A 22077-nucleotide genomic window follows, 5' to 3' on the forward strand; every position below is an offset into this window, starting at 1 on the left:
GATCATCAGGCAGGCTGTATGCGGGTTCTCGTCGTTCAGAATTATCAGGATACGGGTCTCGGCCAGGTCGGCCGCGCATTGGAAGAAGCAGCCGCTACAATAGACCTGCGTCAGCCCTACCTTGGCGAAATCCTGCCGGAGGGCGATTCGGGTCATCATGCGCTGGTCGTACTTGGCGGCGATCAAAATGCCCTTGCCGACGATACCCACCCCTATCTTCCTACATTGGCACGACTTATCAAGCGCTTCGGCGATTCCGGCAAGGCTGTGCTCGGGGTTTGTCTCGGCAGTCAGCTTGTCGCCCGCGGCTACGGCGCCGAAAATATTCTGGGTCGTCCGGTCGAATTCGGCTGGCACGAAGTGACCGGCACTGATGAGGCTTCCTCCGATCCAGTCTTTTCCGCTGTACCCCGGCAGTTTCCGATTTTTCACTGGCACAGCGATACTTTCACGCTTCCTGAAGGCGCGGTGCACCTCGCCAGGAGCGCCAAAACTCCTTACCAGGCATTCCGTCTCGCCCGGGCGGTCTATGGCATCCAGTTTCACTTTGAGGCCGACACCGGTCTCGTCGACCACTGGACACGTGTTTTTCACGATCAGATCGTGGATATGCAAGCGGATTGGCTCACAGATTACCACACGCATGCAGAGCGCCATGGAGCTGCTGCCGATGCCGCCGGTCTGGCGCTTGCGCGCGCTTGGGTAGCCCTCATCTAAGCATTCGATCACGTCCCAGTTGCAACTCTGCAACAGCCAAATTCCGAATGAAGTGGCATGTCGCGATTCATGCGGAGCGTGTCTTTGATTCACTAGTTGGTAATCCTTGTGTCCTTTATTGGCCACGCTGGTTAACTGGCATGAAGCCAGGCCAATAGAAACCGATGGAAACGCTCAAATGACCACCAAGAGTGCCGCACTTTTAACTGCCGTGATGCTCTCGGCGATCCTGTTTGTGGGCGCAGGTCTGTTCTCGGTCGACGCAGGCGGCCATAGGGTATCCAGCGACGGCTACGGCGTCAGCACATCGTTCCGCTGATCCTCCTGGTTTACATCACTTCTAGGAACCACTTTTCGCCGGCGTCGATCGCAATCGCGCTGAGACGACCGCTGAATACAGCTCCTGTGTCGAGGTTGATGCGGTTTGGCCTGACCTCTATACCCGTGACCGGCGTGTGGCCGTGGATGACAACCTTCGAATAAAGCCGGGAGTCGGCAAGGAATTGCTGCCTGATCCACACGAGATCTTCCGGATCCTGGTAATCAAGATCAACGCCCGGCCGTATGCCCGCATGGCAGAAGAAAAAGTCTCCGAACGCCATTGAACGCTTCAGCCCGCGCAGAAATTCTACGTGGCCAGAGGGAACCGCGCGTAGCAGCGCGTCCCGCCCCCCTGCTATAGATCGAAGATCGCCGAAATCGATGGAAATGCCATAGGAGAGCGCCGTCTGTCGACCGCCATTGTGAGCGAAGATTCCGTCGGGCGCGCCGGTCGCAAGGAACTCCAGAAAGCCGATGTCGTGGTTCCCGGCAAGCGCGAGCATCCGGTGCGTCTTCCTTTGTGCGCTGACAAGGAGATCAAGCACGCCTTTCGAATCCGGGCCGCGATCCACATAGTCGCCGAGATGGACGATTGCCCAGTCGAATGGTGGCGATTTCTCATTCTCCGCCTGGATGCGCCTGTGCATCTCCTGCAACAGATCAAGCCGGCCATGCACATCGCCAATAGCGAAAATTCGAAGACGCTCTGGTCCGCGTGCATGTTTGAACTCTACGGTCCTCATTGCCTAATTGTCTTTCAATTGCGATGCCAATTGTGCGATATGTCCTTTGATAATGTCATACCACCAGAGGTTGGACTAGCAGCGTACGGGAAGGTTCATGTCCGGACTACTGATGCCTAAGGCCGACGACGCAACCATGGCACGCCGCGAGGCCATCATTGCGGCTTTGAAGACGATCGTCCCCGGCGAGGGTGTCGTTGACGCCACCAATGCAATGCGGGTGTTTGAATCCGATGCTCTGACCGCCTATCGACAATTGCCCCTCGTGGTGGTTCTGCCGCAAACTGTTGCGCAGGTTTCGCAAGTCCTCAAATATTGTCATGAAAACAATGTGAAGGTTGTGCCGCGCGGCTCCGGCACTTCCCTGTCCGGGGGTGCGTTGCCGCTCGAAGACGCGGTACTGCTGGTCATGTCGCGCTTCAATCAGATACTGGAGATCGACTATCCCAATCGTGTCGCGGTCGTGCAGCCCGGTGTAACCAATCTCGGCATCACCAAGGCGGTCGAGCATGAGGGGTTCTATTATGCGCCTGATCCTTCCTCTCAGATCGCCTGTTCGATTGGCGGCAATGTCGCGGAAAATTCCGGAGGCGTTCACTGTTTGAAATACGGTCTTACGGCCAACAATGTGCTTGGTCTCGAGATGGTGTTGATCAGCGGTGAAGTGATCCGGCTCGGCGGCAAGCATCTCGACACCGAAGGCTATGATCTTCTTGGCCTGATGACGGGTTCAGAGGGATTGCTTGGCGTCGTCACCGAGGTGACCGTGCGCATACTGCAGAAGCCAACCACCGCCCGTGCACTGATGGTCGGGTTTCCTACAAGTGAGCAGGCCGGCAAGTGCGTCGCAGATATCATTGCAGCCGGTATCATTCCTGGTGGCATGGAAATGATGGATCGCCCCGCGATACACGCGGCCGAGGATTTCGTGCATGCAGGCTATCCGCTGGAAGTGGAGGCGCTGCTGATTATCGAGCTCGACGGCCCATCGGTCGAGGTCGATCACTTGATCAACATGGTGGAGACTATCGCGCGCGAGAACGGAGCGTCGACGTGCGTGGTCTCGCAGAACGAAGAAGAGCGCATGGTGTTTTGGGCAGGTCGCAAGGCTGCTTTCCCTGCCGTCGGACGCATTTCACCGGACTATCTCTGTATGGACGGCACGATCCCGCGCAAGGAACTGCCGAAGGTATTGGCAGGCATGCGGCGCCTGTCGGAAACATACGGTCTGCGGGTGGCGAATGTATTCCATGCTGGCGATGGGAATCTGCATCCGCTCATTCTCTATGATGCGAATGTGCCGGAAGAATTAGCAAAGGCCGAGGCATTCGGCGCCGACATTCTGCGACTTTGCGTTGAGGTTGGCGGCGTTTTGACAGGCGAGCACGGAGTCGGCGTGGAAAAGCGGGATCTCATGCCGGTGATGTTCAATGACGTCGATCTCAATCAGCAGATACGCGTCAAGTGCGCCTTCGATGAGAAACACCTGCTCAACCCTGGCAAAGTTTTTCCGCAATTGCATCGCTGTGCCGAGCTTGGCCGCATGCATGTCCATCGCGGGAAATTGCCATTCCCTGACATTCCGAGATTCTAGACTTTGACGATATTTTCTCCACAAACCGAGGGCGAGATTGTCGATGCTGTCCAATGGGCGCTCTCCGAAAATGCGCCGGTTGAAGTGATAGGCCATGGTTCCAAGCGCCTTCTGGGCCGGCCATTGCAGACGGAGCATACGATTGCGCTGTCAAGCTATTCCGGTGTGACGCTCTACGAGCCGGATGAACTTGTTCTGAGCGCAAAAGCGGGCACGCCCATCGCTGAACTTGAGAGCTTGCTCGCGGCCAACGGTCAGGCGTTCCAGTTCGAGCCGATGGACTACGGTCCGCTTCTGGCGCAGCCTTCGGGCAAGGGAAGTCTCGGCGGCTTGCTTGCAACCAATCTGTGCGGACCGCGCCGGCTGAAATATGGCTCGGCACGCGATCATGTGTTGGGGGTGCGTGTCGTCTCGGGGCGAGGAGAATTATTCAAATCCGGCGGCCGGGTCGTCAAGAACGTGACGGGCTACGATTTGTCCAAGGGCATGGCCAGTTCCTGGGGCACGCTCGGTATTGCCACTGAAATCACGGTCAAGGTCCTGCCGGCGCCGGAAACCGAAACCACGCTCGTGGTGCGCGGACTCACCGATGATGAAGCGGCGCGTGCCATGGCAATGGCAATGGGCTCAAGTGGCGAAGTCGCCTCCGCCGCTCATCTTCCTGCAAATGTCGCCCCACGCGTCATCGAAGGTCAACTCACGGGGGAAGCCGCAACTTTGCTCCGCCTTGAGGGGTTTGCTCCGTCAGTCAATGATCGTGCTATCATGCTGAAAGGCCTTTTGGCGTCGGCCGGAACCATTCATGAGATTTCCCGCAAAACGTCGCGCAGGCTCTGGCGGGAAGTCAGGGATGTCATTCCCTTTGCCGACGGCACCGAGCGGCCGGTTTGGCGCGTTTCGATGGTACCGATGGAAGCTTATAAGCTCGTCGCATCCTTGCGCATGGGTGCTGCGGTCGATGCGTTCTATGACTGGCAAGGTGGACTCGTGTGGCTGCGCATGGAGGGCGAACCCGAAGCCGAAGCTGTGCGTGCACTGATCCGCAAATACGGCGGAGGTCATGCCACTCTCGTCCGGGCGTCGGTGAGCGTGCGTGCCGCATTGCCAGTCTTCGAACCGCAGCCTGCGCCGCTGGCAGCGCTGTCGAAGCGGCTCAAGCAGCAATTCGATCCGAGCGGGATACTGAACCCCGGCCGCATGGTCGCAGGAGTATAGAGGTGCAGACGAACTTTACCCCCGAACAATTGCTCGAACCAGGCGTCGCGGAATCCGAAAAGATACTGCGCAAATGCGTGCATTGTGGTTTTTGCACTGCTACGTGTCCAACCTACGTGACGCTCGGCAATGAACTCGATAGCCCGCGTGGCCGCATTTACCTGATCAAGGATATGCTGGAAAACGGACGTGCTGCGGATGAACAGGTCGTCAAGCACATTGACCGGTGCCTGTCTTGCCTTGCCTGCATGACCACGTGCCCATCGGGCGTCAACTACATGCACCTTGTCGACAATGCCCGCGCTCATATTGAGAAAACCTACAAGCGCCCGGTGATCAATCGGCTGACGCGGGCTTTGCTGGCATTCGTCCTGCCAAATCCCGGGCGCTTTCGTTTTGCCCTCGCTGCCGCGAGGCTTGGCCGCCCTCTGGCGCCGCTGTTCAAATCCTTGCCAGCACTGAAGCCAATAGGCGCTATGCTTGAACTCGCACCTAAAATCACAGCGCCGAAGTCGCGCTTTGCCAAGCCAGGTTCACACGCGCCAGCGGCGGCAAAGAGGGGCAGGGTAGCCATCCTCACTGGCTGCGCCCAGCCTGTTCTGAAACCCGGCATCAACGAATCGACGATCCGGCTGCTGACGCGGCTTGGCATCGAAGTCGTAGTGCCGAACGGCGAGGGGTGTTGCGGCTCGCTTGTGCACCACATGGGCCGTGAAGAAGAGGCACTTCAAGATGCCCGCCGGAATGTTGACGCCTGGACCCGCGAGCTTGATGCGGGCGGGCTTGATGCAATCGTGATCACCGCTTCCGGCTGTGGCACCACGATCAAGGATTATGGCTATATGCTCCGGATGGATCCGGCTTACAAGGACAAGGCTGCACGTGTCTCGGCCATCGCCAAGGACATCACCGAATACCTGACCACACTGGAGCTTCCCAAGCCCAAAGAGCCTGCCGGCCTTGCCGTTGCCTATCATTCAGCCTGTTCTATGCAGCACGGGCAGAAGCTCACCCGCCAGCCCAAGGACTTGCTGAAATCGGCGGGGTTCATCGTCAAGGAACCTGCCGAAGGACACCTTTGCTGCGGTTCCGCTGGAACCTATAACATCATGCAGCCGGATATTGCCCTGACCCTGCGTGACCGCAAGGTAAGGAACATTGAAGCGACGGGTGCCAGCCTGATCGCAACGGGCAATATCGGCTGCATCACCCAGATCGCAAGCGGTTCCAACTTGCCGATTGTTCACACGGTGGAACTGCTTGACTGGGCCTATGGCGGCCCAAGGCCCGAAAATGTGCTGGCGCCAAGATCATGCCGGGAGGCAGCTGAATAGGTAAAGAGGGCAGGGATTCGACCGAACCCCTGCCCAGTTCCCGGCACCGCCCCCGGTGCCGGCCCCCAAAACCTGACCAAGTTGCCTATCTGACAATGACCTTGGTGCCGACGTTCACCCGCTCGTAGAGATCGGTGACATCTTCGTTGCGCATGCGAATACAGCCGCTCGATACAGATTGACCTATCGTCCATGGCGCGTTGGTGCCGTGGATGCGATAAAGCGTGGAGCCAAGATACAGTGCTCGCGCTCCAAGCGGATTGGCAACGCCGCCCTCCATGTGCGCCGGTATGATGCGTCCCTTTCTTCGCTCGCGCTCGATCATCTGCGCGGGCGGATACCAGTCAGGCCATTCTGCCTTGCGAGTAATGGTGTTGGTGCCGGACCAGCCAAAGCCCTCCTTGCCAACCCCGACTCCATAGCGTTGTGCAGTCCCGCCGGGCTCGACCAGATATAGAAACCGTTGCGCCGTATCGATTACAATCGTGCCCGGCTGCTCCGGCCCCTCATATGAGACCGTTTGGGGCAGGAATCTTGGGTCCATCCCCCGCTTTTTTGGTTGAGGATCACCGGTCGGCTCCTCGGGCCGTTGAAATGAAACTTCACGAAGTGAAGGATTTGCATCGACGGAGCGGCGCACTGCGCGGCGATCTCGCGGCTTGATTGCCCGTGCCGACGGCTCGCTGAAGACAACATAGCCCCGCTGGTTGACCGGCGTTCCGACAGGCCTCTGGCGCAATTGCATCACCCAGGGCGCCGTGAGGTCTGGGCTCATGACGACGGGCGGTCTTGTTGCATATCGCTCGCTTGCTATCGCATCCGCAACAGCGACCAGCGCCAGGCAGGATGTCAGAAGCAGTAAGGCAGTTCTCATCTGGATGTTCTCGAAAAACACTGCTGACAGGATTTGTCAGTTTTCGGATTGAGTTTGCCTGCGCTGGGGTAGAGAAAAGTGAATCGCGGGCAATAAAATGCGATTGATCGCCGAAACTATTTGTTTTGGTTACCGGCCGGTTTTCAAAACTGGTTAACGACGAATGAAGCGCAAAGGGAGGGCGAAATGCAAGATGATGTTCCAGTGAAGACAGGCCTGCTCACTGGTGAGGATGGCGTTACCCGCTGCTTCTGGCCGGGCACTCTTCCGGAATATGTTCACTATCATGATCATGAATGGGGCAGGCCGGTTACCGATGACACGCGTTTGTTCGAGAAGATCTGCCTCGAAGGATTTCAATCGGGCCTTTCGTGGCTGACCATTTTGCGCAAGCGCCAGAATTTTCGTGATGCTTTCGACAATTTTGATTATCGCCGCATCGCCCGTTATGACGAGAACGATGTCGACCGGCTGCTTGCCAATGCGGGCATCATCCGCCATCGCGGCAAGATCAACTCGGCGATCAACAATGCCAAACGGGCGATCGAACTAGTAGGGGAAACGGGCTCGCTTGCCGCCTATTTCTGGTCCTTCGAGCCATCGGCGGAGGAACGGCCCAAGGTAATCGACTACAAGACGCTTGTTGCAAACCCCATCTCACCGACATCGACCCGCCTGTCCAAGGATTTGAAGAAGCGTGGCTGGAGTTTCGTCGGTCCAACGACGATGTACGCACATATGCAGGCGATGGGCCTCGTCAACGACCACATCGAAGGTTGCAAGTGCCGTACCGAAATCGAAAAGCTCCGTAAAGACTTCAAACGTCCCGCGCTGCCATCATAGTCGGTCCTTGCGCGGCGTCATCAATCCTTGCCCTTGATGCACTGATCGGCTAGAGCAAACCCGCTTCAGCAATCAAGACATTTCAGGTTCGGATCAGCATCATGGCAACCAAGGCAGATAGAGTTAAGGCACGATTGCCACGAGGATTCGTGGATCGTGTGCCCGATGATCTGCGCGCTGCTGAAAAGATGATGGCAGACATCCGCAAAGTCTATGAACTCTATGGTTTCGAGCCGGTTGAAACACCGCTGATCGAATATACCGATGCGCTTGGCAAGTTCCTCCCCGATCAGGATCGTCCCAACGAAGGCGTGTTTTCGTTTCAGGACGACGACGAACAATGGCTGTCGCTGCGTTATGATCTGACAGCCCCCCTGGCTCGTTACGTGGCAGAGAATTACGAGAGTATCCCGAAACCCTATCGCAGCTACCGCGCCGGGTGGGTTTTCCGCAACGAAAAACCAGGTCCCGGCCGGTTCCGCCAGTTCATGCAGTTCGACGCCGATACGGTCGGCGCGCCGTCCGTTTCGGCGGATGCGGAAATGTGCATGATGATGGCTGACGTCATGGAGGCGCTGGGCATCCAGCGCGGCGATTACGTCATACGCGTCAATAATCGCAAGGTGCTGGACGGCGTGCTCGAGGCAATCGGACTTGGCGGCGACGAAAGCGCCGGAAAGCGCCTCGTTGTACTGCGCGCGATCGACAAACTGGACAAGTTCGGCGCCGCGGGCGTTTCCGAACTACTCGGAAAAGGTCGCCTGGACGAAAGCGGAGATTACACCAAGGGCGCCGGTCTTGATGAGACCTCCATCTCGAAGGTTCTAGCCTTCATATCAGCCGGCGCTGCAACTGGCGGCGAAACGATCGCCAGTCTCGAACGCGTGGTTACCGGCAACGTCAAGGGTGCGGAAGGTGTTGCCGAACTTTCAACCATAGAGGCTCTCTGCTCTGCCGCGGGGTATGAAGGCCGCGTCAAGATTGATCCATCCGTTGTGCGCGGTCTGGAATATTATACCGGCCCCGTCTTTGAAGCAGAGCTGTTATTCGACGTTACCAACGAAAAGGGCGAGAAGGTTGTTTTCGGCTCCGTCGGCGGCGGCGGTCGCTATGACGGGCTTGTATCCCGCTTTCGCAGCGAGCCGGTCCCAGCAACCGGTTTCTCGATTGGCGTTTCGCGGCTGATGACAGCGCTGAAGAACCTCGGCAAGCTTGATACGTCCGACAATATCGGCCCAGTTGTCGTGCTGGTGATGGACAGGGATACAGCCAGTCTTGGCCGCTATCAGAAAATGGTATCGGACCTGCGGCAGGCCGGAATCCGAGCCGAAATGTATCTTGGTGGGTCCGGCATGAAGCCGCAGATGAAATACGCCGATCGTCGCGGCGCGCCTTGCGTCATCATCCAGGGTTCGCAAGAGCGAGATTTGGGTGAAGTACAGATCAAGGATCTGGTCGAGGGCGCGCGCCTCGCCGCTGACATCGAGGATAATGTGACCTGGCGCGAGAGCCGCCCGGCGCAGATCACCGCCAAGGAGACCGATCTCGTCGTCGAGGTCCGAAAGATACTCGATGCGCAGGCGGAAGATCGTGTCAACGCCATGAAGGCTCTTTAACGGCGATGATCGCTTCGCGCGCCCCAGCTTTTTCCGGTGAACTTGCCGCATTGATCTCAAGCCGCAATGCGGAACTTGTCGATATTCCTGTCATCCAGCCTGCTGACCAGTTTCTGGATATGGCAGGCGAGGACCTGCGGCGCCGTATATTTCTCACCGAGAACGAGAACGGCCAAAGCCTCTGCCTGCGACCGGAGTTTACGATTCCCGTCTGCCGCAACCACATCGAACGCAATGCCGCGACCCCCAAACGCTACGCCTATCTGGGCGAAGTCTTCCGGCAGCGCCGCGAGGGAGGAAACGAATTCTTCCAGGCCGGCATCGAAGACCTCGGCGACGCCAATCGTGCCCGTGCCGATGCGCGGTCGCTAGCCGATGCCATAGCTGCAGTCCGTCTCGTCGTCCCCAAGGCTCAGCTTGAAACTTTACTGGGTGACCAGGCCATTTTCGAGGCTGTGCTGGCAGCGCTTGGTCTGCCGCGGGGTTGGCAGAAAAAACTGGCGCGTGCCTTTGGCAATCCAGGTCAGTTGAGGAGCTTGCTGGCCGGCCTTTCGTCTGATCGTCAGAACGACGCCCTGCCTGATCGCCTGGCCCTCCTTGTGGAGCAAGGCGACGAAGCCGGACTGGCAACAGAGCTCGAACAGGACATGCGGATCGCCGGTCTCTCGCCGGCGGCAGGCCGCGCGCCCGCAGAGATCGCCCGACGGCTGATCGAAAAAACAACGCTGGCTTCAATACGCCTGCCTGCAGCGGCCTTTTCCGCTCTTCAGAACTTTCTTGCTATCCGGGTGCCGCTTCAATCTGCCGCCGGTTATTTGCTGACCTTCGCCCGTGCCAACGAGTTCGACCTCGGTCCGGCGCTTGAGCAGTTCGAAGCACGTGCCGCGTCAATAGTCGAGGCGGGCCTTGGAAAAGAGACGATCATCTATGACGCTGCTTTTGGCCGCCCGCTCGACTACTATACGGGTCTCGTCTATGAGACCCGCGCGGTAAAAAATGCTGATCTCGGCGCGGTCGTCGGTGGCGGGCGATACGATCGTCTTCTAACTATGCTGGGCGCCGTTGGATCGATTCCAGGCGTCGGTTTCTCGATCTGGCTCGATCGTCTTGAGAAGATCGCGGGAGATGCGCAATGACGATTACATTGGCGCTTCCATCCAAAGGCCGGCTCAAGGATCAGGCGCTTGGTGTGCTTGAAAGCGCCGGGCTTAGTGTGATCCTGCCCAATGACCAACGGAACTACCGGGCGCAGGTGAAGGGTCAAAGCAATCTCGATATCCTGTTTCTCTCCGCTTCTGAAATCGCACGTGAGCTCGGCTATGGCAGTGTTGACCTTGGCATAACAGGTGAAGATCTGATCCGCGAGACATTGTCGTCTGCCGACGAACGCGTTCGGATCGAAGCCCGGCTGGGCTTTGGCCAGGCGGATGTCGTGGTCGCAGTGCCTGGCGTCTGGTACGACGTCTCCACCATGGCAGATCTTGATGATGTCGCCGCTGACTTTCGCCAGCGCCACGGCCGCCGCCTGCGCATCGCTACCAAGTATTGGCGCCTGACACAGCAATTCTTCTCGCAGATGCATGGCATTCAGGTTTATCGCATCGTCGAAAGCCTTGGGGCGACCGAGGGAGCTCCGGCATCGGGATCCGCGGATATCATTGTGGATATTACAACGACAGGCTCAACGCTTCGCGCAAATCATCTCAAGATTCTTGAAGACGGGATCATATTGAAATCGGAAGCTTGCCTCGTTTCCTCCCGTGGCACAGCCGAGAAAAATTCGGTCGAAGAATTGTCGCGGCGTATCGAGAGTTCTTTATTGAAAATCTAACTTTCATCAACTCTCCGTGATTCCGGTCCGGTTGTGTAACCTTTGCGGCCATCCTTACGTATCTCCCTGCAGAGACCGGTTATAATCGGTATCACTGGCACAGGGAGTTCAGCCATGATGACACGTCGAACGCTTTTTGGCGGTGCTATCGCAGGCCTTGGTGCGTTTGCAGCTGCGCGCCTCGCGAGAGCGCGCAATGCCAACGCTGCAGGCAAGTTCGAAGTCGAGCATACGGATGCCGAATGGAGAAAGCGTCTGACGCCGGAGCAGTATGAGGTCTTGCGTCAGGACGGTACGGAGCGAGCATTTTCCAGCCCGCTCGACCAGGAGAAACGCAAGGGCGTTTTCGCCTGCGCCGGCTGCGATCTGCCACTCTTCAATTCCGAAACGAAATTCGATAGCGGCACCGGATGGCCGAGCTTTTGGATGCCGATGAAGGGCGCGGTCGACGAGCACTCCGATAGTTCATTCGGCATGTCTCGAACAGCGGTTTCCTGCCATCGGTGCGGCGGCCATCTCGGACATGTGTTTGACGACGGTCCCAAGCCGACTGGTCTGCGTTACTGCATGAATGGTGTCGCCTTGAAATTCAAACCCGCAGCCGCCTGAGCCGGAGGATAGATCCCATGAAACTTCATCAACTACTTTTCGCGACGGCGATCCTGCTGGCGCCAGGTCACGCTCTTGCCGGTGAGAGCGTCACAATGGTTCCACCGCCTGCGCTCGATCAAACGACGTCGGCCAAGAGCCAGACGATTGTTCTCGCCGGCGGCTGCTTCTGGGGCGTGCAGGGCGTCTATCAGCACATGAAGGGCGTCACCAGTGCCGTCTCCGGCTATTCAGGCGGCAAGAAAGAGACTGCCAGTTACGAGGCCGTCAGTGGCGGCGATACCGGGCACGCTGAAGCGGTGGAGGTGACCTTCGATCCTGATGCCGTCAGCCTTGGCAAGATCCTGCAGGTTTACTTCTCGGTGGTGCACAATCCGACAGAATTGAACCGTCAGGGACCGGATTCCGGGACGCAATATCGCTCTGCCATCTTCACGACAAGCGCCGACCAGGAGAAGATCGCAAAGGCCTACATCGCTCAACTCGACAAGGCGAAAGTATATTCGGACCCGATCGTCACGAAGGTCTCGTCGCTGGAAAAGTTCTATCCGGCTGAAGCCTACCATCAGGATTATGCCACGATTAATCCGACGCAGCCCTATATCGCCTACTATGATTTGCCGAAGATTGAAAACCTGAGCAAGCTGTTCCCCCAAGTTTACCGGGACAAGCCTGTTCTGGTAAGCGACGCCAAGGCGTCGAACTAAAACGCACCGGCAAGAATAAAGGCCGCATGACGCGGCCTTTATGTCATCGGTGTAGGGTGATCAGCCGCGCTTGGCGTCAACCGAAAGTGCACCGGCGCCATACTGGGCGAGAACGAAGAAACCACCGGCTATAGCAAGATTCTTGTAGAAATTGATCTGGTTCGCCATGTCCCATGGCACCAAATGACCGACAAATGCAGCGGCAATGGTAAATAGGCCAAGTAGGATTGCAGCATAGCGGGTCTGAAAGCCGACAAGAACTGCCAGACCGCCAAGAAGTTCGACGAGCCCAACGATGACAGCTGTGACTGTTGGCAGTGGCAGGCCTTTGGAGGCGAAATATCCCGCAGTGCCCGCGATAGCGGTGAGCTTGCCGAAACCGGCCGGAATAAACAAAATCGAAAGCAGTATTCGGCTGATTAGCGTGACTAGAGCATTGTTTGACATGCGAGATTTTCTCCGGGTTGGCGTTGACCTCCCATAGCTAAATTCGATTGTCAAACAAAGCCACTATTTTCTCTACAGATTGTTCACTGTCCTGTGTTTTCCCAACTCACTCGGGTGCAATCATCCGTTCTGCACGCACGAGCCGGTCATAATCCTCAGCTGATACGTGTCCACTGGCAAGCGCTTCCTCGCGCAATGTCGTGCCGTTCTTGTGCGCAGTCTTGGCGATCTTGGCTGCATTGTCATAGCCGATTGCGGGAGCCAATGCGGTAACCAGCATCAGTGAGCGTTCCAGCAAGTCCTTGATGCGGACCTCATCGGCCTCAATTCCTTCGACGCAATTGTCAGCGAAGGACACCATTGAGTCTGCGAGCAGGCGGATGGACTGAAGCACATTCAGTGCTATGACCGGCTTGAACACGTTTAGCTCGAAGTGGCCCTGGCTCGCAGCGACCGTTACTGTTGTGTGGTTGCCGAACACCTGTGCGGCGACCATGGTCAAGGCTTCGGCCTGTGTCGGGTTGACCTTGCCGGGCATGATCGACGAGCCAGGCTCGTTTTCCGGCAGTTTCAGTTCGCCGAGGCCCGAACGCGGACCAGAGCCGAGAAAGCGGATGTCGTTCGCAATCTTGAAAAGGTCCGCCGCAAGCGCATTGAGGCTGCCGTGGAAGTTCGCCAATGCACCATGGCTTGCCAATGCTTCGAACTTGTTCGGAGCCGTTTTGAAGGGTAGCCCAGTAATGTCGGAAACGGCTTCGGCAAAGCCCGTATCGAAACCGACCGGCGCGTTGAGCCCGGTGCCGACGGCTGTACCACCCTGCGCTAGCAGAAAGACGTCGGCAAGGCTCTGTTCGATGCGCTTGCGGGCGAATTCGAGCGCAGCCCGGTAACCGGAGAACTCCTGTCCGAGTGTGACCGGCGTCGCATCCTGCGTATGGGTGCGACCGATCTTGATTATATCGGCAAACGCCTTCTCCTTTTTGGCAAGAGCCTCTGTCAGGTGATCAAGCGCAGGGTAGAGACGTTCAGTGGCCTCAACGGCGGTGGCAATGTGTATCGCTGTCGGGAACGTGTCGTTCGATGACTGGCTCATGTTGACGTGATCATTGGGATGCACCGGCTTTTTCGAACCCTTGGTGCCGCCGAGCATCTCGATCGCCCGGTTGGATATGACTTCATTCGCATTCATGTTCGACTGGGTGCCGGAACCCGTCTGCCAGACAACGAGCGGGAAATGATCGTCGAGCTTGCCTTCGATGACTTCCTCGGCCGCAACTGTGATTGCCCGGCCGATTACTTCGTCGAGCTTGCCAAGTGCCATGTTGGTCTCGGCGGCGGCACGCTTGGCGATACCGAGGGCGCGTACGAGTGGAATTGGCATTCTCTCGCCACCGATCTTGAAATTATGCAACGAACGTTCTGTTTGAGCGCCCCAATATCGGTCTGAGGCAACTTCAATCGGGCCAAAAGTGTCTGTTTCGGTGCGCGTAGGGCTCATCGTTCACTGTTCCTGTGGGATTCGCGCAAGCACTACTGCGAAGCTCCACGTGAGGCAAGGTTCGAAGGGTGAATGTTGGTCTGGAATCGATGCCGTGCTAAGTTAAAATCGATTAGAGCACTTCGGGAGGACCAACCGATGGCGACACATGAAGCGCGGACCCTTCAGGTTTCGATTCAGAGAAACTGGAACGACGTCTATGACTATGTAAGCACACCGGAAAACCTACCCGAATGGGCGTCCGGCCTATCGTCTGGCTTGCAAAAGTCAGGGGACGAGTGGGTAGGGGATGGCCCCGCCGGCAAGCTTAGGCTTCGCTTTGCCCCCCCGAACAATGTCGGCGTGCTTGATCACTGGGTAACGACTGAAACAGGCGAGGAAGTCTATATTCCGTTGCGGGTGGTCGCCAACGGCGAAAGCTCCGAGGTGATCTTCACTCTGTTCCGCCTGCCCGGAATGGATGACGAGAAATTTACGGCCGATGCAGCCTGGGTGATGCGGGATTTGCAAAGGCTCAAGGATCTGCTTGAGGCGCAACTGATAGCATGAGGTGAAACAATGGGCACTTCCGGCAAGGACAAGCAAATCGATTATGTCGAATTCAACGTGAAGGATATTGCACGTGCACGCGGTTTTTACGGCGATGCGTTTGGCTGGACTTTCACGGATTATGGCGCTGACTATTGCGAATTCTCCGATGGTAATCTCAAAGGTGGTTTCGCAAGGTCGGCAGGGGGCAAGCCAGGTGGTCCGCTGGTGATCCTGTTTGCCGATGATCTTGGCGACACGCTGAAGCGCGTCGAAAGCGCCGGGGGTAAAATCGTCAAACCGATATTCGATTTCCCCGGGGGGCGCCGGTTCCATTTCACAGATCCGGAGGGTTATGAACTTGCGGTCTGGTCGGACAAGTGAGCGGCCGCCAGCGCAGCCGCTCACAGCCTGATCAGGCGGCTCGTGCCGCCTTGAGGGCGTTTGCCCACCACACAAGCTGATCGAGCTGGTTGGTTGCCGCTTCGTTGAGGTGAGCATAGTCATCAAGCTTTTTCTCGCCCTTGATCACGCTCAGATATTCCTGGAAGGCGATGTGAACGCCGGTCTTGACCGAAGCGGCGCTCATTTCCACGAAGATGAGACGAAGCTGTTCGACCGCGCGGGCACCGCCAACGCCACCATAACCGACGAATCCAACCGGCTTGTGGACGAATTCTCCAAGGTCGATCGCATTCTTCAGAACAGCCGTCGGTCCGTGGTTGTATTCAGCGACGGTAAAAATGTAGCCGTCAAACTCTCGTAATTTCTTTTTCCAGCGCTCTGCCGTTTCGGTTTGAGCAGTCGTCGTGCGCTCTTCGCCGAAGAAGTGCATTGGGTAGTTGAGCAGATCGAGGATCTCAACCTCGATATCGTCGCGCTTGTCCGCTAGTCCAGCAATCCATTTGGCAGGAGTTTCGGCGAAACGGCCGATGCGCGTGCTGCCAACGATGATGCCGATCTTTGCTTTAGCCATGTCGAGAAATCCTTGTCTTGGGATGGTAACTAATTGTGACCGGCGCTATATAAGTGACTGCCTGAAAGCCGCAAGGAGGCACTTTTTTGAAACCGAGCCACTTTGAAGTAACTCCCGCCTGCACGGCGGTTCATCACATCCTGACGCGGGTGGGCGACAAGTGGACGGTGCTGGTCGTCAATTATCTTGGCAATCGTTCGATGCGTTTCAATGAGTTGAAGCGGGCCATCAACGGGATTTCTCAGAAGATGCTGACGAGTACGCTACGGGGCCTCGAGCGTGACGGTTTCGTCACAAGGACGGTTTATCCGACCATTCCGCCACGTGTGGATTACGAATTGACCGATCTTGGCCGTGATCTGCTGGTGCCGCTTCGGGGACTGGGCGACTGGGCAATCAAGAACGAGCAACGCGTCAGCGAGGCAAGAGCCCGTTTCGACGCAGCTCATGATGCCGGCGTACGGCCCGGATTTGCTGACGCGGCAGAGTAAGACATCCATCATCTGTGCCTCTGGCACGGTAGCGACATAAAAAAGGCGGGTCGAAACCCGCCTTCTTCATATGTTTCAGAGGTGAACTTCTTAGAAGTCCATACCGCCCATGCCGCCCATTCCGCCGCCTGGCATCTGGGGAGCGCCGCCATTGTCCTTCTTCGGAGCTTCGGCGATCATGGCTTCCGTCGTGACGAGGAGACCAGCAACCGATGCAGCATCCTGCAGAGCAGTACGAACAACCTTGACCGGATCGACGATGCCGAGAGCGATCAGATCGCCGTACTCGCCATTGGCCGCATTGTAGCCGTAGGTGTCCTTCTTGTTCTCAAGGATCTTGCCGACGACAATCGATGCTTCATCGCCTGCGTTCGTTGCGATCTGGCGAGCCGGAGCCTGCAAAGCGCGACGAACGATGTTGATGCCAGCGTCCTGGTCGGCATTTGCACCCTTGAGGGTGAGACCAGCCGAAGCGCGCAGGAGAGCAACGCCGCCACCAGCAACGATACCTTCTTCAACAGCAGCACGTGTTGCGTTGAGAGCGTCGTCAACACGGTCCTTCTTTTCCTTCACTTCTACTTCCGTTGCACCGCCAACGCGGATAACGGCAACACCGCCAGCGAGCTTGGCAAGGCGTTCCTGCAGCTTCTCGCGGTCATAGTCGGAAGTGGTTTCGTCGATCTGCTGCTTGATCTGGCCGACGCGAGCGTTGATTTCGCCCTTCTTGCCATGACCGTCAACGATCGTGGTATTTTCCTTGGTGATCGACACCTTCTTGGCGCGGCCGAGCATGTCGAGCGTGACGCTTTCGAGCTTGATGCCGAGATCTTCGGAAATGACCTGACCGCCGGTGAGGATCGCGATGTCTTCCAGCATGGCCTTGCGGCGGTCGCCGAAGCCAGGAGCCTTGACAGCAGCAATCTTCAGGCCGCCACGCAGCTTGTTGACGACGAGCGTAGCAAGAGCTTCGCCTTCAACGTCTTCAGAGATGATGACGAGTGGCTTGGAGGTCTGAACAACAGCTTCAAGAACCGGCAGAAGAGCCTGGAGGTTCGAAAGCTTCTTCTCGTGCAGAAGGATATAAGCGTCTTCGAGATCAGCAACCATCTTTTCAGGGTTGGTGACGAAGTAAGGGCTGAGATAGCCGCGGTCGAACTGCATGCCTTCGACGACTTCGAGCTCGGTGTCAGCGGTCTTGGCTTCCTCGACGGTGATAACGCCCTCGTTGCCGACCTTCTGCATTGCCTTGGCGATCATTTCGCCGATTTCAGTCTCGCCATTGGCAGAGATCGTGCCAACCTGCGCAACTTCTTCCGAAGTCTTGATCTTCTTGGCGCTCTTGCCGAGCTGCTTGACGACTTCAGCAACAGCAAGATCGATGCCGCGCTTCAGATCCATCGGGTTCATGCCGGCAGCGACGGCCTTGCCGCCTTCCTGAACGATAGCCTGGGCGAGAACAGTAGCCGTCGTGGTGCCATCGCCGGCAATGTCGTTCGTCTTCGAAGCGACTTCACGAACCATCTGTGCGCCCATGTTCTCGAACTTGTCTTCAAGTTCGATTTCCTTGGCAACGGTTACGCCGTCCTTGGTGATGCGCGGAGCGCCGAAGGACTTGTCGATGACAACGTTACGACCCTTGGGGCCGAGCGTTACCTTGACAGCGTCTGCAAGGATATTGACACCGCGCAGCATGCGCTCACGCGCGTCGCGGCCGAATTTTACTTCTTTAGAAGCCATTTTATCTCTCCTGGGATTGAACCCGGTTTGATCGAAATTTTGTTGAAATGACGGTGATTAGCCGAGGATACCCAGAATGTCGGATTCCTTCATGATCAGCAGGTCTTCGCCGCCGATCTTGACTTCCGTACCGGACCACTTGCCGAACAGGATAAGATCGCCTGCCTTGACGTCCAATGGTACGAGCTTGCCTGCTTCGTCACGAGCGCCGGTGCCTACGGAGACGATTTCGCCTTCCTGTGGCTTTTCCTTGGCAGTATCCGGAATGATGATGCCGCCTGCGGTCTTCGCTTCGGATTCGACGCGGCGTACTACGACGCGGTCATGAAGCGGGCGGAACTTGGTCTTGGCCATGGTTAGAACCCTTGATGGTTGGTGACAAAACGATGTCGCGGACGGCAGCGCCATCCGCGTTATTAGCACTCGACATGGGTGAGTGCTAACTGCGCTCGGAGATAGTGGGAAGGGGAAAAAGAGTCAAGGGAAAGCCATGCGAAATATTCATGACAACAGTTTTCAAGGCAGCTGATTTTTTGGGCCAAGCGATACAGGATTCACGTGGCAGGGACAAAAGGCAGCCTCCAATAGGACGCTCATTCATCGCTGTCTTCGCATACGTGGTGCGCCATGTCGACGAGCATGTCGCTGACATGCCTGTCGGCAAGCTCGTAGAATATCTGCTTGGCCTGCCGGTTGCCGCGTACCAGCCGTGCGCCGCGCAATAGCCGCAAGTGGTGGCTGACCAGCGATTGCGACAGGTCGAGGCTCGCCGCTATGTCGCCGACAGATCTTGGCTCGTCGAGGCAGAAGAACAGGATGCGCAGGCGCGTCGGATCGCCGAGCAGCCGGAATGTTTCGGCGAGGATTATCGTATCTAGCTGCGATGGGATCGCCAGTTTGTTCAATGTTTATGTCCCTCATGATCATGGTCATGCGCTGCATGGTCATGATCCGCATGGTCATGTTCTTCGTGCCCATGATCGCCGCCTATCTCGGCGCCCAGGCAACAATCGTCGGTGGTCGTATCCGGCCAATCAATTGCGACTGTGGAATGCTCGATGTCGAATTTTGTCCTGAGCTCGACTTCGACATGTTTGACCAGCAGCCTTGGGTCCGCGTTCGCGGCGGGCAAGACGTGTAATGTACAAAGCGCCTTGCCGGACGTGATCATCCAGACATGCACATGGCGGACATTGGCGAGGCCAGGAACGGTCTGTTTCAGATGCTGTTCAATCTCTTCCGGGCTGGCATTCGCCGGTGCACCCTCTAACAGGATATGCATCGAGTTGCGTAAGAGTGCCCAAGCGCTGCGCAGGATCAGCAGGCAGACAAATACCGAAAGGATGGGATCAATCGGCGTCCAGTCAGTATAATAAATGACGACCGCGGCGATGATCGTTCCAACGGAACCGAGGAGATCGCCCAACACGTGCAAAATGGCTCCTTTGATATTCACATGTTCGCTGTCACCGCGCGTCAGTATCCAGAATACAGCAATGTTGATGGCCAAGCCTATGGTAGCCACGATAAGCATGGGTCCCGCCAGAACCTCGCCCGGGTTGCGGAACCGCTCGATGGCCTCATAGGTGATCCAGATGAGAATGGCGAAGAGCGCGATGGCATTCATCAGCCCGGCAATGACTTCAAAGCGCAAATAACCGAATGTGCGCCGTTCATCGGCGGCGCGCTTGCCGAAATGAAATGCTGCGTAGGAAAGCGCCAACGCCGCTGCATCGGTCACCATGTGCCCTGCATCGGCAATGAGCGCCAGCGATCCGGACAACAGACCGCCGATGACTTCGACGATCATGAAAGCAAACGTAATGAAAAACGCGATCAGCACCTTGCGCTGATTATCTGCTGTGATTTTCGGTGCGTGATCGTGACCTTCGTGTGAATGCGACATGGCTTGCCCTGCGTTGATAACATATAAATACATGTTCATATGTATGCAGTCAATGATGCTGCGGCCAAACAATCGCCGACGATCATGGGTGACACATTTCATGCAATCGGGTAAGCGATGACGGGCTTTGGGTTCTCGGAAAGGATCGGCATGACCGACATGATACACTTGCAGCGCCTCGATGAACTTACCAATCGCTATCATGTGTTGCTATGCGATGTATGGGGCGTTCTGCATAACGGCGTCGACTCGTTCGCGTCTGCGTCCGGCGCCCTGGTTGCGGCCCGGCAAGCTGGTCTGACGGTCGTGCTCATTACCAATGCTCCGCGCCGCTTTGACAGCGTCGCGCAACAGATCCACTCGCTGGGCGTCCCTGAATCGTCCTATGACCGTATCGTCACGTCTGGTGACGTGACGCGTGAACTGATCCGCGCTGCGCCGCGCCGTGTCTTTCACCTTGGTCCCGAGCGTGATGAGACGCTTTACGAGGGGCTGGACGTCGAGCTCGTCGAAGAACGCGAAGCTGACGTTGTCGTCTGCACCGGGCTCTTTGATGATGAGACGGAGACACCTGAAGATTATGCGGAGATGCTGACCCGTTTTCGCTCACGCGACTTGCCTTTCATCTGCGCCAATCCCGATATTGTCGTCGAGCGCGGTCACCGGCTCATCTGGTGCGCAGGAGCGCTCGCCCGCGATTACGGTCAGCTTGGCGGACGGACTCTGATCGCTGGTAAGCCGCATCGGCCGATCTACGAGGCCGCCGTCGCTGCGGCTGAGGAGTCGCGCGGCGAAAGGGTCGATCGGGCCCGCGTCATTGCCATCGGCGACGGCATGTTGACCGATATCAAGGGCGCGGACCTTTTCGGGATCGATGCTCTTTATATCTCAGGTGGGATTCATGCGGGTGATTATGTCATGGGAGGTGTCCACGATCTGGAAAAGCTGCAGGCATTCCTGAAAAAGCACGGCAGCAATCCCGTAGCCACGATGCCCATGTTGGCCTGAGGTCAGAAGTTCATGTCGATCCTGCGTCTGAGCGATCCAAACCATGTGCCCGAGCATCTAAAGGGTGCCGTGGTCGCGATCGGCAATTTCGATGGAGTGCATCGCGGCCATCAGGCGGTGCTCGAGCGCGCTCTCGAAGCCGCTCGTGAAGCGGGAAAACCATCTCTCGTCCTGACTTTCGAACCACATCCGCGCAACGTGTTCGTGCCGGACCAGCCAGTCGACAGACTGACACCGGCGGCCGAGAAGGCATTGATTCTCGAGGCACTCGGCTTCGATGCTGTGGTGGAATGCACGTTTACCCGCGAGTTTTCACAATTGACGGCGGATAATTTTGTCGATCAGATTCTCGTTGCTGCGCTGGGTGCGAGCCGCATCGTCACCGGCTTCGATTTTCACTTCGGCAAGAATCGCCAGGGTGGTCCGGCCTTCCTGATGGACGCCGGTGAGAGGCGCGGTTTTCATGTCACCCTGGTTGATGCCTTCCGCGACGAAGGCGGCCAGGCCGTTTCGTCCAGCCGGATTCGCGAGCTCTTCGGCGACGGAAAAGTAGTAGAGGCCGCAGGCCTTCTCGGTTATCGACACCGGATCAGGGCCGAAGTCATCGCCGGCAAGCAGTTGGGCCGCACCATCGGCTTTCCAACGGCCAATATGGTTCTGCCACCCGAGACCCATTTGAAACACGGCATTTACGCCGTGCGCTTTCGCAGGGCTGACGGCACACTCTACGATGGTGTGGCAAGTTTCGGCCGCCGTCCTACAGTTGACATCGATGGCGAGCCGCTGCTCGAAACATATGTTTTCGATTTCGCAGCAAGTCTTTACGGCGAGGTCTGCGCCGTGTCGTTCTTCGGCTATCTTCGCGGCGAAGAAAAGTTTGAGGGCCTCGAGCCGATGTTGCAGCAGATCAGGCGTGACGAAGAGGAAGCGCGTGCCTTGTTGAAGGGTGTCAAGCCGCTCTCGCCTCTCGACCAAAGGATCAATTTCGACTGATTTCGTAAATCGTTTACCATAGAAATCAATCCAATTTTATCTATCATTTCGTAGTCTGGTCTCAGGCTTGCCGCCTCCCACGGCAGGAT

Annotated in this window: 25 protein-coding genes; 16 read left to right on the top strand and 9 right to left on the bottom strand. The window is 57.1% G+C overall.

The window, feature by feature from the left end; all coding sequences use genetic code 11:
- Positions 1–18 precede the first annotated feature (18 nt).
- The gene (locus CU100_RS05690) at positions 19–717 is read left to right on the top strand and encodes a type 1 glutamine amidotransferase (protein ID WP_106715511.1); all 699 of its coding nucleotides are present in this window, start codon (positions 19–21) and stop codon (positions 715–717) included.
- A 178-nt stretch (positions 718–895) separates the two neighbouring features.
- Entirely contained in the window at positions 896–1036 is a 141-nt protein-coding gene (locus CU100_RS26745; RefSeq protein ID WP_170113739.1) for a hypothetical protein, read from the top strand.
- A 10-nt stretch (positions 1037–1046) separates the two neighbouring features.
- On the opposite strand, the gene CU100_RS05695 is transcribed toward CU100_RS26745, so the two are convergent.
- A complete protein-coding gene (locus tag CU100_RS05695; RefSeq protein WP_106715512.1) occupies positions 1047–1781 on the bottom strand; it encodes a metallophosphoesterase in 735 nt (244 codons plus the stop codon).
- A gap of 97 nt (positions 1782–1878) precedes the next feature.
- Here CU100_RS05695 and CU100_RS05700 point away from each other — a divergent pair, with 97 nt between their 5' ends.
- From CU100_RS05700 to glcF, 3 genes are read left to right on the top strand one after another with little or no spacing between them, the layout of a single operon-like run.
- Positions 1879–3375: an FAD-linked oxidase C-terminal domain-containing protein gene (locus CU100_RS05700; RefSeq protein WP_106715513.1), complete on the top strand. Its 1497-nt coding sequence runs from the start codon at positions 1879–1881 to the stop codon at positions 3373–3375.
- A gap of 3 nt (positions 3376–3378) precedes the next feature.
- Entirely contained in the window at positions 3379–4590 is a 1212-nt protein-coding gene (glcE, locus tag CU100_RS05705; RefSeq protein ID WP_106715514.1) for a glycolate oxidase subunit GlcE, read from the top strand.
- A 2-nt stretch (positions 4591–4592) separates the two neighbouring features.
- Positions 4593–5924 carry a glycolate oxidase subunit GlcF gene (glcF, locus tag CU100_RS05710; RefSeq protein ID WP_106715515.1) on the top strand — a complete coding sequence of 444 codons (1332 nt, stop codon included), beginning with the start codon at positions 4593–4595 and terminating at the stop codon, positions 5922–5924.
- 85 nt (positions 5925–6009) lie between these two features.
- Here the strand turns inward: glcF and CU100_RS05715 are convergent, their stop codons facing one another.
- Positions 6010–6798, bottom strand: coding sequence for a L,D-transpeptidase (locus tag CU100_RS05715; protein ID WP_106716026.1), 789 nt, complete (start codon positions 6796–6798; stop codon positions 6010–6012).
- A gap of 186 nt (positions 6799–6984) precedes the next feature.
- Between CU100_RS05715 and CU100_RS05720 the strand changes: the two genes are divergently transcribed.
- The 6 genes from CU100_RS05720 (at position 6985) to msrA (ending at position 12404) form a co-directional block, all read left to right on the top strand.
- Positions 6985–7641, top strand: a complete 657-nt coding sequence (locus CU100_RS05720) for a DNA-3-methyladenine glycosylase I (RefSeq protein WP_106715516.1) — start codon at positions 6985–6987, stop codon at positions 7639–7641.
- Between the two features lie 101 nt (positions 7642–7742).
- A complete protein-coding gene (gene hisS / locus CU100_RS05725; RefSeq protein WP_106715517.1) occupies positions 7743–9257 on the top strand; it encodes a histidine--tRNA ligase in 1515 nt (504 codons plus the stop codon).
- A 5-nt stretch (positions 9258–9262) separates the two neighbouring features.
- Positions 9263–10393, top strand: a complete 1131-nt coding sequence (locus CU100_RS05730; RefSeq protein WP_106715518.1) for an ATP phosphoribosyltransferase regulatory subunit — start codon at positions 9263–9265, stop codon at positions 10391–10393.
- Positions 10390–11088, top strand: a complete 699-nt coding sequence (hisG, locus tag CU100_RS05735; RefSeq protein ID WP_106715519.1) for an ATP phosphoribosyltransferase — start codon at positions 10390–10392, stop codon at positions 11086–11088. Before CU100_RS05730 ends, hisG begins: the two co-directional genes overlap by 4 nt.
- 114 nt (positions 11089–11202) lie before the next feature.
- Entirely contained in the window at positions 11203–11697 is a 495-nt protein-coding gene (gene msrB, locus CU100_RS05740) for a peptide-methionine (R)-S-oxide reductase MsrB (protein ID WP_106715520.1), read from the top strand.
- A gap of 17 nt (positions 11698–11714) precedes the next feature.
- A complete protein-coding gene (gene msrA / locus CU100_RS05745) occupies positions 11715–12404 on the top strand; it encodes a peptide-methionine (S)-S-oxide reductase MsrA (protein WP_106715521.1) in 690 nt (229 codons plus the stop codon).
- A gap of 60 nt (positions 12405–12464) precedes the next feature.
- Here msrA and CU100_RS05750 read toward each other — a convergent pair whose 3' ends face one another.
- Positions 12465–12851, bottom strand: coding sequence for a DoxX family protein (locus tag CU100_RS05750; protein ID WP_106715522.1), 387 nt, complete (start codon positions 12849–12851; stop codon positions 12465–12467).
- Between the two features lie 106 nt (positions 12852–12957).
- The gene (gene fumC, locus CU100_RS05755; protein WP_106715523.1) at positions 12958–14349 is read right to left on the bottom strand and encodes a class II fumarate hydratase; all 1392 of its coding nucleotides are present in this window, start codon (positions 14347–14349) and stop codon (positions 12958–12960) included.
- A 138-nt stretch (positions 14350–14487) separates the two neighbouring features.
- Here fumC and CU100_RS05760 point away from each other — a divergent pair, with 138 nt between their 5' ends.
- Both CU100_RS05760 and CU100_RS05765 read left to right on the top strand, forming a co-directional pair.
- Positions 14488–14898, top strand: coding sequence for an SRPBCC family protein (locus CU100_RS05760; RefSeq protein ID WP_106715524.1), 411 nt, complete (start codon positions 14488–14490; stop codon positions 14896–14898).
- Between the two features lie 9 nt (positions 14899–14907).
- Entirely contained in the window at positions 14908–15261 is a 354-nt protein-coding gene (locus CU100_RS05765) for a VOC family protein (protein ID WP_106715525.1), read from the top strand.
- A gap of 31 nt (positions 15262–15292) precedes the next feature.
- On the opposite strand, the gene CU100_RS05770 is transcribed toward CU100_RS05765, so the two are convergent.
- Positions 15293–15853 (bottom strand): NADPH-dependent FMN reductase, encoded by a 561-nt coding sequence (locus CU100_RS05770; protein ID WP_106715526.1) that lies wholly within the window; start codon positions 15851–15853, stop codon positions 15293–15295.
- Between the two features lie 86 nt (positions 15854–15939).
- On the opposite strand from CU100_RS05770, the gene CU100_RS05775 reads away from it, so the two are divergent.
- A complete protein-coding gene (locus CU100_RS05775) occupies positions 15940–16344 on the top strand; it encodes a winged helix-turn-helix transcriptional regulator (protein ID WP_106715527.1) in 405 nt (134 codons plus the stop codon).
- 90 nt (positions 16345–16434) lie between these two features.
- Here CU100_RS05775 and groL read toward each other — a convergent pair whose 3' ends face one another.
- The 4 genes from groL to CU100_RS05795 form a co-directional block, all read right to left on the bottom strand.
- Positions 16435–18081, bottom strand: coding sequence for a chaperonin GroEL (groL, locus tag CU100_RS05780; RefSeq protein WP_106715528.1), 1647 nt, complete (start codon positions 18079–18081; stop codon positions 16435–16437).
- Positions 18082–18138: 57 nt separating this feature from the next.
- Positions 18139–18435: a co-chaperone GroES gene (gene groES, locus CU100_RS05785; protein ID WP_106715529.1), complete on the bottom strand. Its 297-nt coding sequence runs from the start codon at positions 18433–18435 to the stop codon at positions 18139–18141.
- Between the two features lie 239 nt (positions 18436–18674).
- Positions 18675–18986, bottom strand: a complete 312-nt coding sequence (locus CU100_RS05790; RefSeq protein WP_106715530.1) for an ArsR/SmtB family transcription factor — start codon at positions 18984–18986, stop codon at positions 18675–18677.
- The gene (locus CU100_RS05795) at positions 18983–19987 is read right to left on the bottom strand and encodes a cation diffusion facilitator family transporter (protein WP_106716027.1); all 1005 of its coding nucleotides are present in this window, start codon (positions 19985–19987) and stop codon (positions 18983–18985) included. The genes CU100_RS05790 and CU100_RS05795 overlap by 4 nt, the downstream gene beginning before the upstream one ends.
- 159 nt (positions 19988–20146) lie before the next feature.
- On the opposite strand from CU100_RS05795, the gene CU100_RS05800 reads away from it, so the two are divergent.
- Positions 20147–20995 (top strand): TIGR01459 family HAD-type hydrolase, encoded by an 849-nt coding sequence (locus CU100_RS05800; protein WP_106716028.1) that lies wholly within the window; start codon positions 20147–20149, stop codon positions 20993–20995.
- 12 nt (positions 20996–21007) lie between these two features.
- Positions 21008–21988, top strand: coding sequence for a bifunctional riboflavin kinase/FAD synthetase (locus tag CU100_RS05805; RefSeq protein ID WP_106715531.1), 981 nt, complete (start codon positions 21008–21010; stop codon positions 21986–21988).
- The last annotated feature ends 89 nt before the right edge of the window (positions 21989–22077 follow it).

It is taken from the genome of Phyllobacterium endophyticum, assembly GCF_003010935.1.
Classification (GTDB): domain Bacteria; phylum Pseudomonadota; class Alphaproteobacteria; order Rhizobiales; family Rhizobiaceae; genus Phyllobacterium; species Phyllobacterium endophyticum.

Excerpts from the sequence above, each read along its gene's own strand:
- hisG (WP_106715519.1), top strand. The coding sequence starts at position 10,390 with ATGACGATTACATTGGCGCTTCCATCCAAAGGCCGGCTCAAGGATCAG.
- CU100_RS05690 (WP_106715511.1), top strand. The coding sequence starts at position 19 with ATGCGGGTTCTCGTCGTTCAGAATTATCAGGATACGGGTCTCGGCCAG.
- fumC (WP_106715523.1), bottom strand. The coding sequence starts at position 14,349 with ATGAGCCCTACGCGCACCGAAACAGACACTTTTGGCCCGATTGAAGTT.
- CU100_RS05800 (WP_106716028.1), top strand. The coding sequence starts at position 20,147 with ATGATACACTTGCAGCGCCTCGATGAACTTACCAATCGCTATCATGTG.
- CU100_RS26745 (WP_170113739.1), top strand. The coding sequence starts at position 896 with ATGACCACCAAGAGTGCCGCACTTTTAACTGCCGTGATGCTCTCGGCG.
- CU100_RS05805 (WP_106715531.1), top strand. The coding sequence starts at position 21,008 with ATGTCGATCCTGCGTCTGAGCGATCCAAACCATGTGCCCGAGCATCTA.
- CU100_RS05760 (WP_106715524.1), top strand. The coding sequence starts at position 14,488 with ATGGCGACACATGAAGCGCGGACCCTTCAGGTTTCGATTCAGAGAAAC.
- groL (WP_106715528.1), bottom strand. The coding sequence starts at position 18,081 with ATGGCTTCTAAAGAAGTAAAATTCGGCCGCGACGCGCGTGAGCGCATG.
- CU100_RS05715 (WP_106716026.1), bottom strand. The coding sequence starts at position 6,798 with ATGAGAACTGCCTTACTGCTTCTGACATCCTGCCTGGCGCTGGTCGCT.
- msrB (WP_106715520.1), top strand. The coding sequence starts at position 11,203 with ATGATGACACGTCGAACGCTTTTTGGCGGTGCTATCGCAGGCCTTGGT.
- CU100_RS05795 (WP_106716027.1), bottom strand. The coding sequence starts at position 19,987 with ATGTCGCATTCACACGAAGGTCACGATCACGCACCGAAAATCACAGCA.
- hisS (WP_106715517.1), top strand. The coding sequence starts at position 7,743 with ATGGCAACCAAGGCAGATAGAGTTAAGGCACGATTGCCACGAGGATTC.
- CU100_RS05750 (WP_106715522.1), bottom strand. The coding sequence starts at position 12,851 with ATGTCAAACAATGCTCTAGTCACGCTAATCAGCCGAATACTGCTTTCG.
- CU100_RS05765 (WP_106715525.1), top strand. The coding sequence starts at position 14,908 with ATGGGCACTTCCGGCAAGGACAAGCAAATCGATTATGTCGAATTCAAC.
- CU100_RS05770 (WP_106715526.1), bottom strand. The coding sequence starts at position 15,853 with ATGGCTAAAGCAAAGATCGGCATCATCGTTGGCAGCACGCGCATCGGC.
- CU100_RS05720 (WP_106715516.1), top strand. The coding sequence starts at position 6,985 with ATGCAAGATGATGTTCCAGTGAAGACAGGCCTGCTCACTGGTGAGGAT.
- CU100_RS05700 (WP_106715513.1), top strand. The coding sequence starts at position 1,879 with ATGTCCGGACTACTGATGCCTAAGGCCGACGACGCAACCATGGCACGC.
- msrA (WP_106715521.1), top strand. The coding sequence starts at position 11,715 with ATGAAACTTCATCAACTACTTTTCGCGACGGCGATCCTGCTGGCGCCA.
- CU100_RS05730 (WP_106715518.1), top strand. The coding sequence starts at position 9,263 with ATGATCGCTTCGCGCGCCCCAGCTTTTTCCGGTGAACTTGCCGCATTG.
- groES (WP_106715529.1), bottom strand. The coding sequence starts at position 18,435 with ATGGCCAAGACCAAGTTCCGCCCGCTTCATGACCGCGTCGTAGTACGC.
- CU100_RS05695 (WP_106715512.1), bottom strand. The coding sequence starts at position 1,781 with ATGAGGACCGTAGAGTTCAAACATGCACGCGGACCAGAGCGTCTTCGA.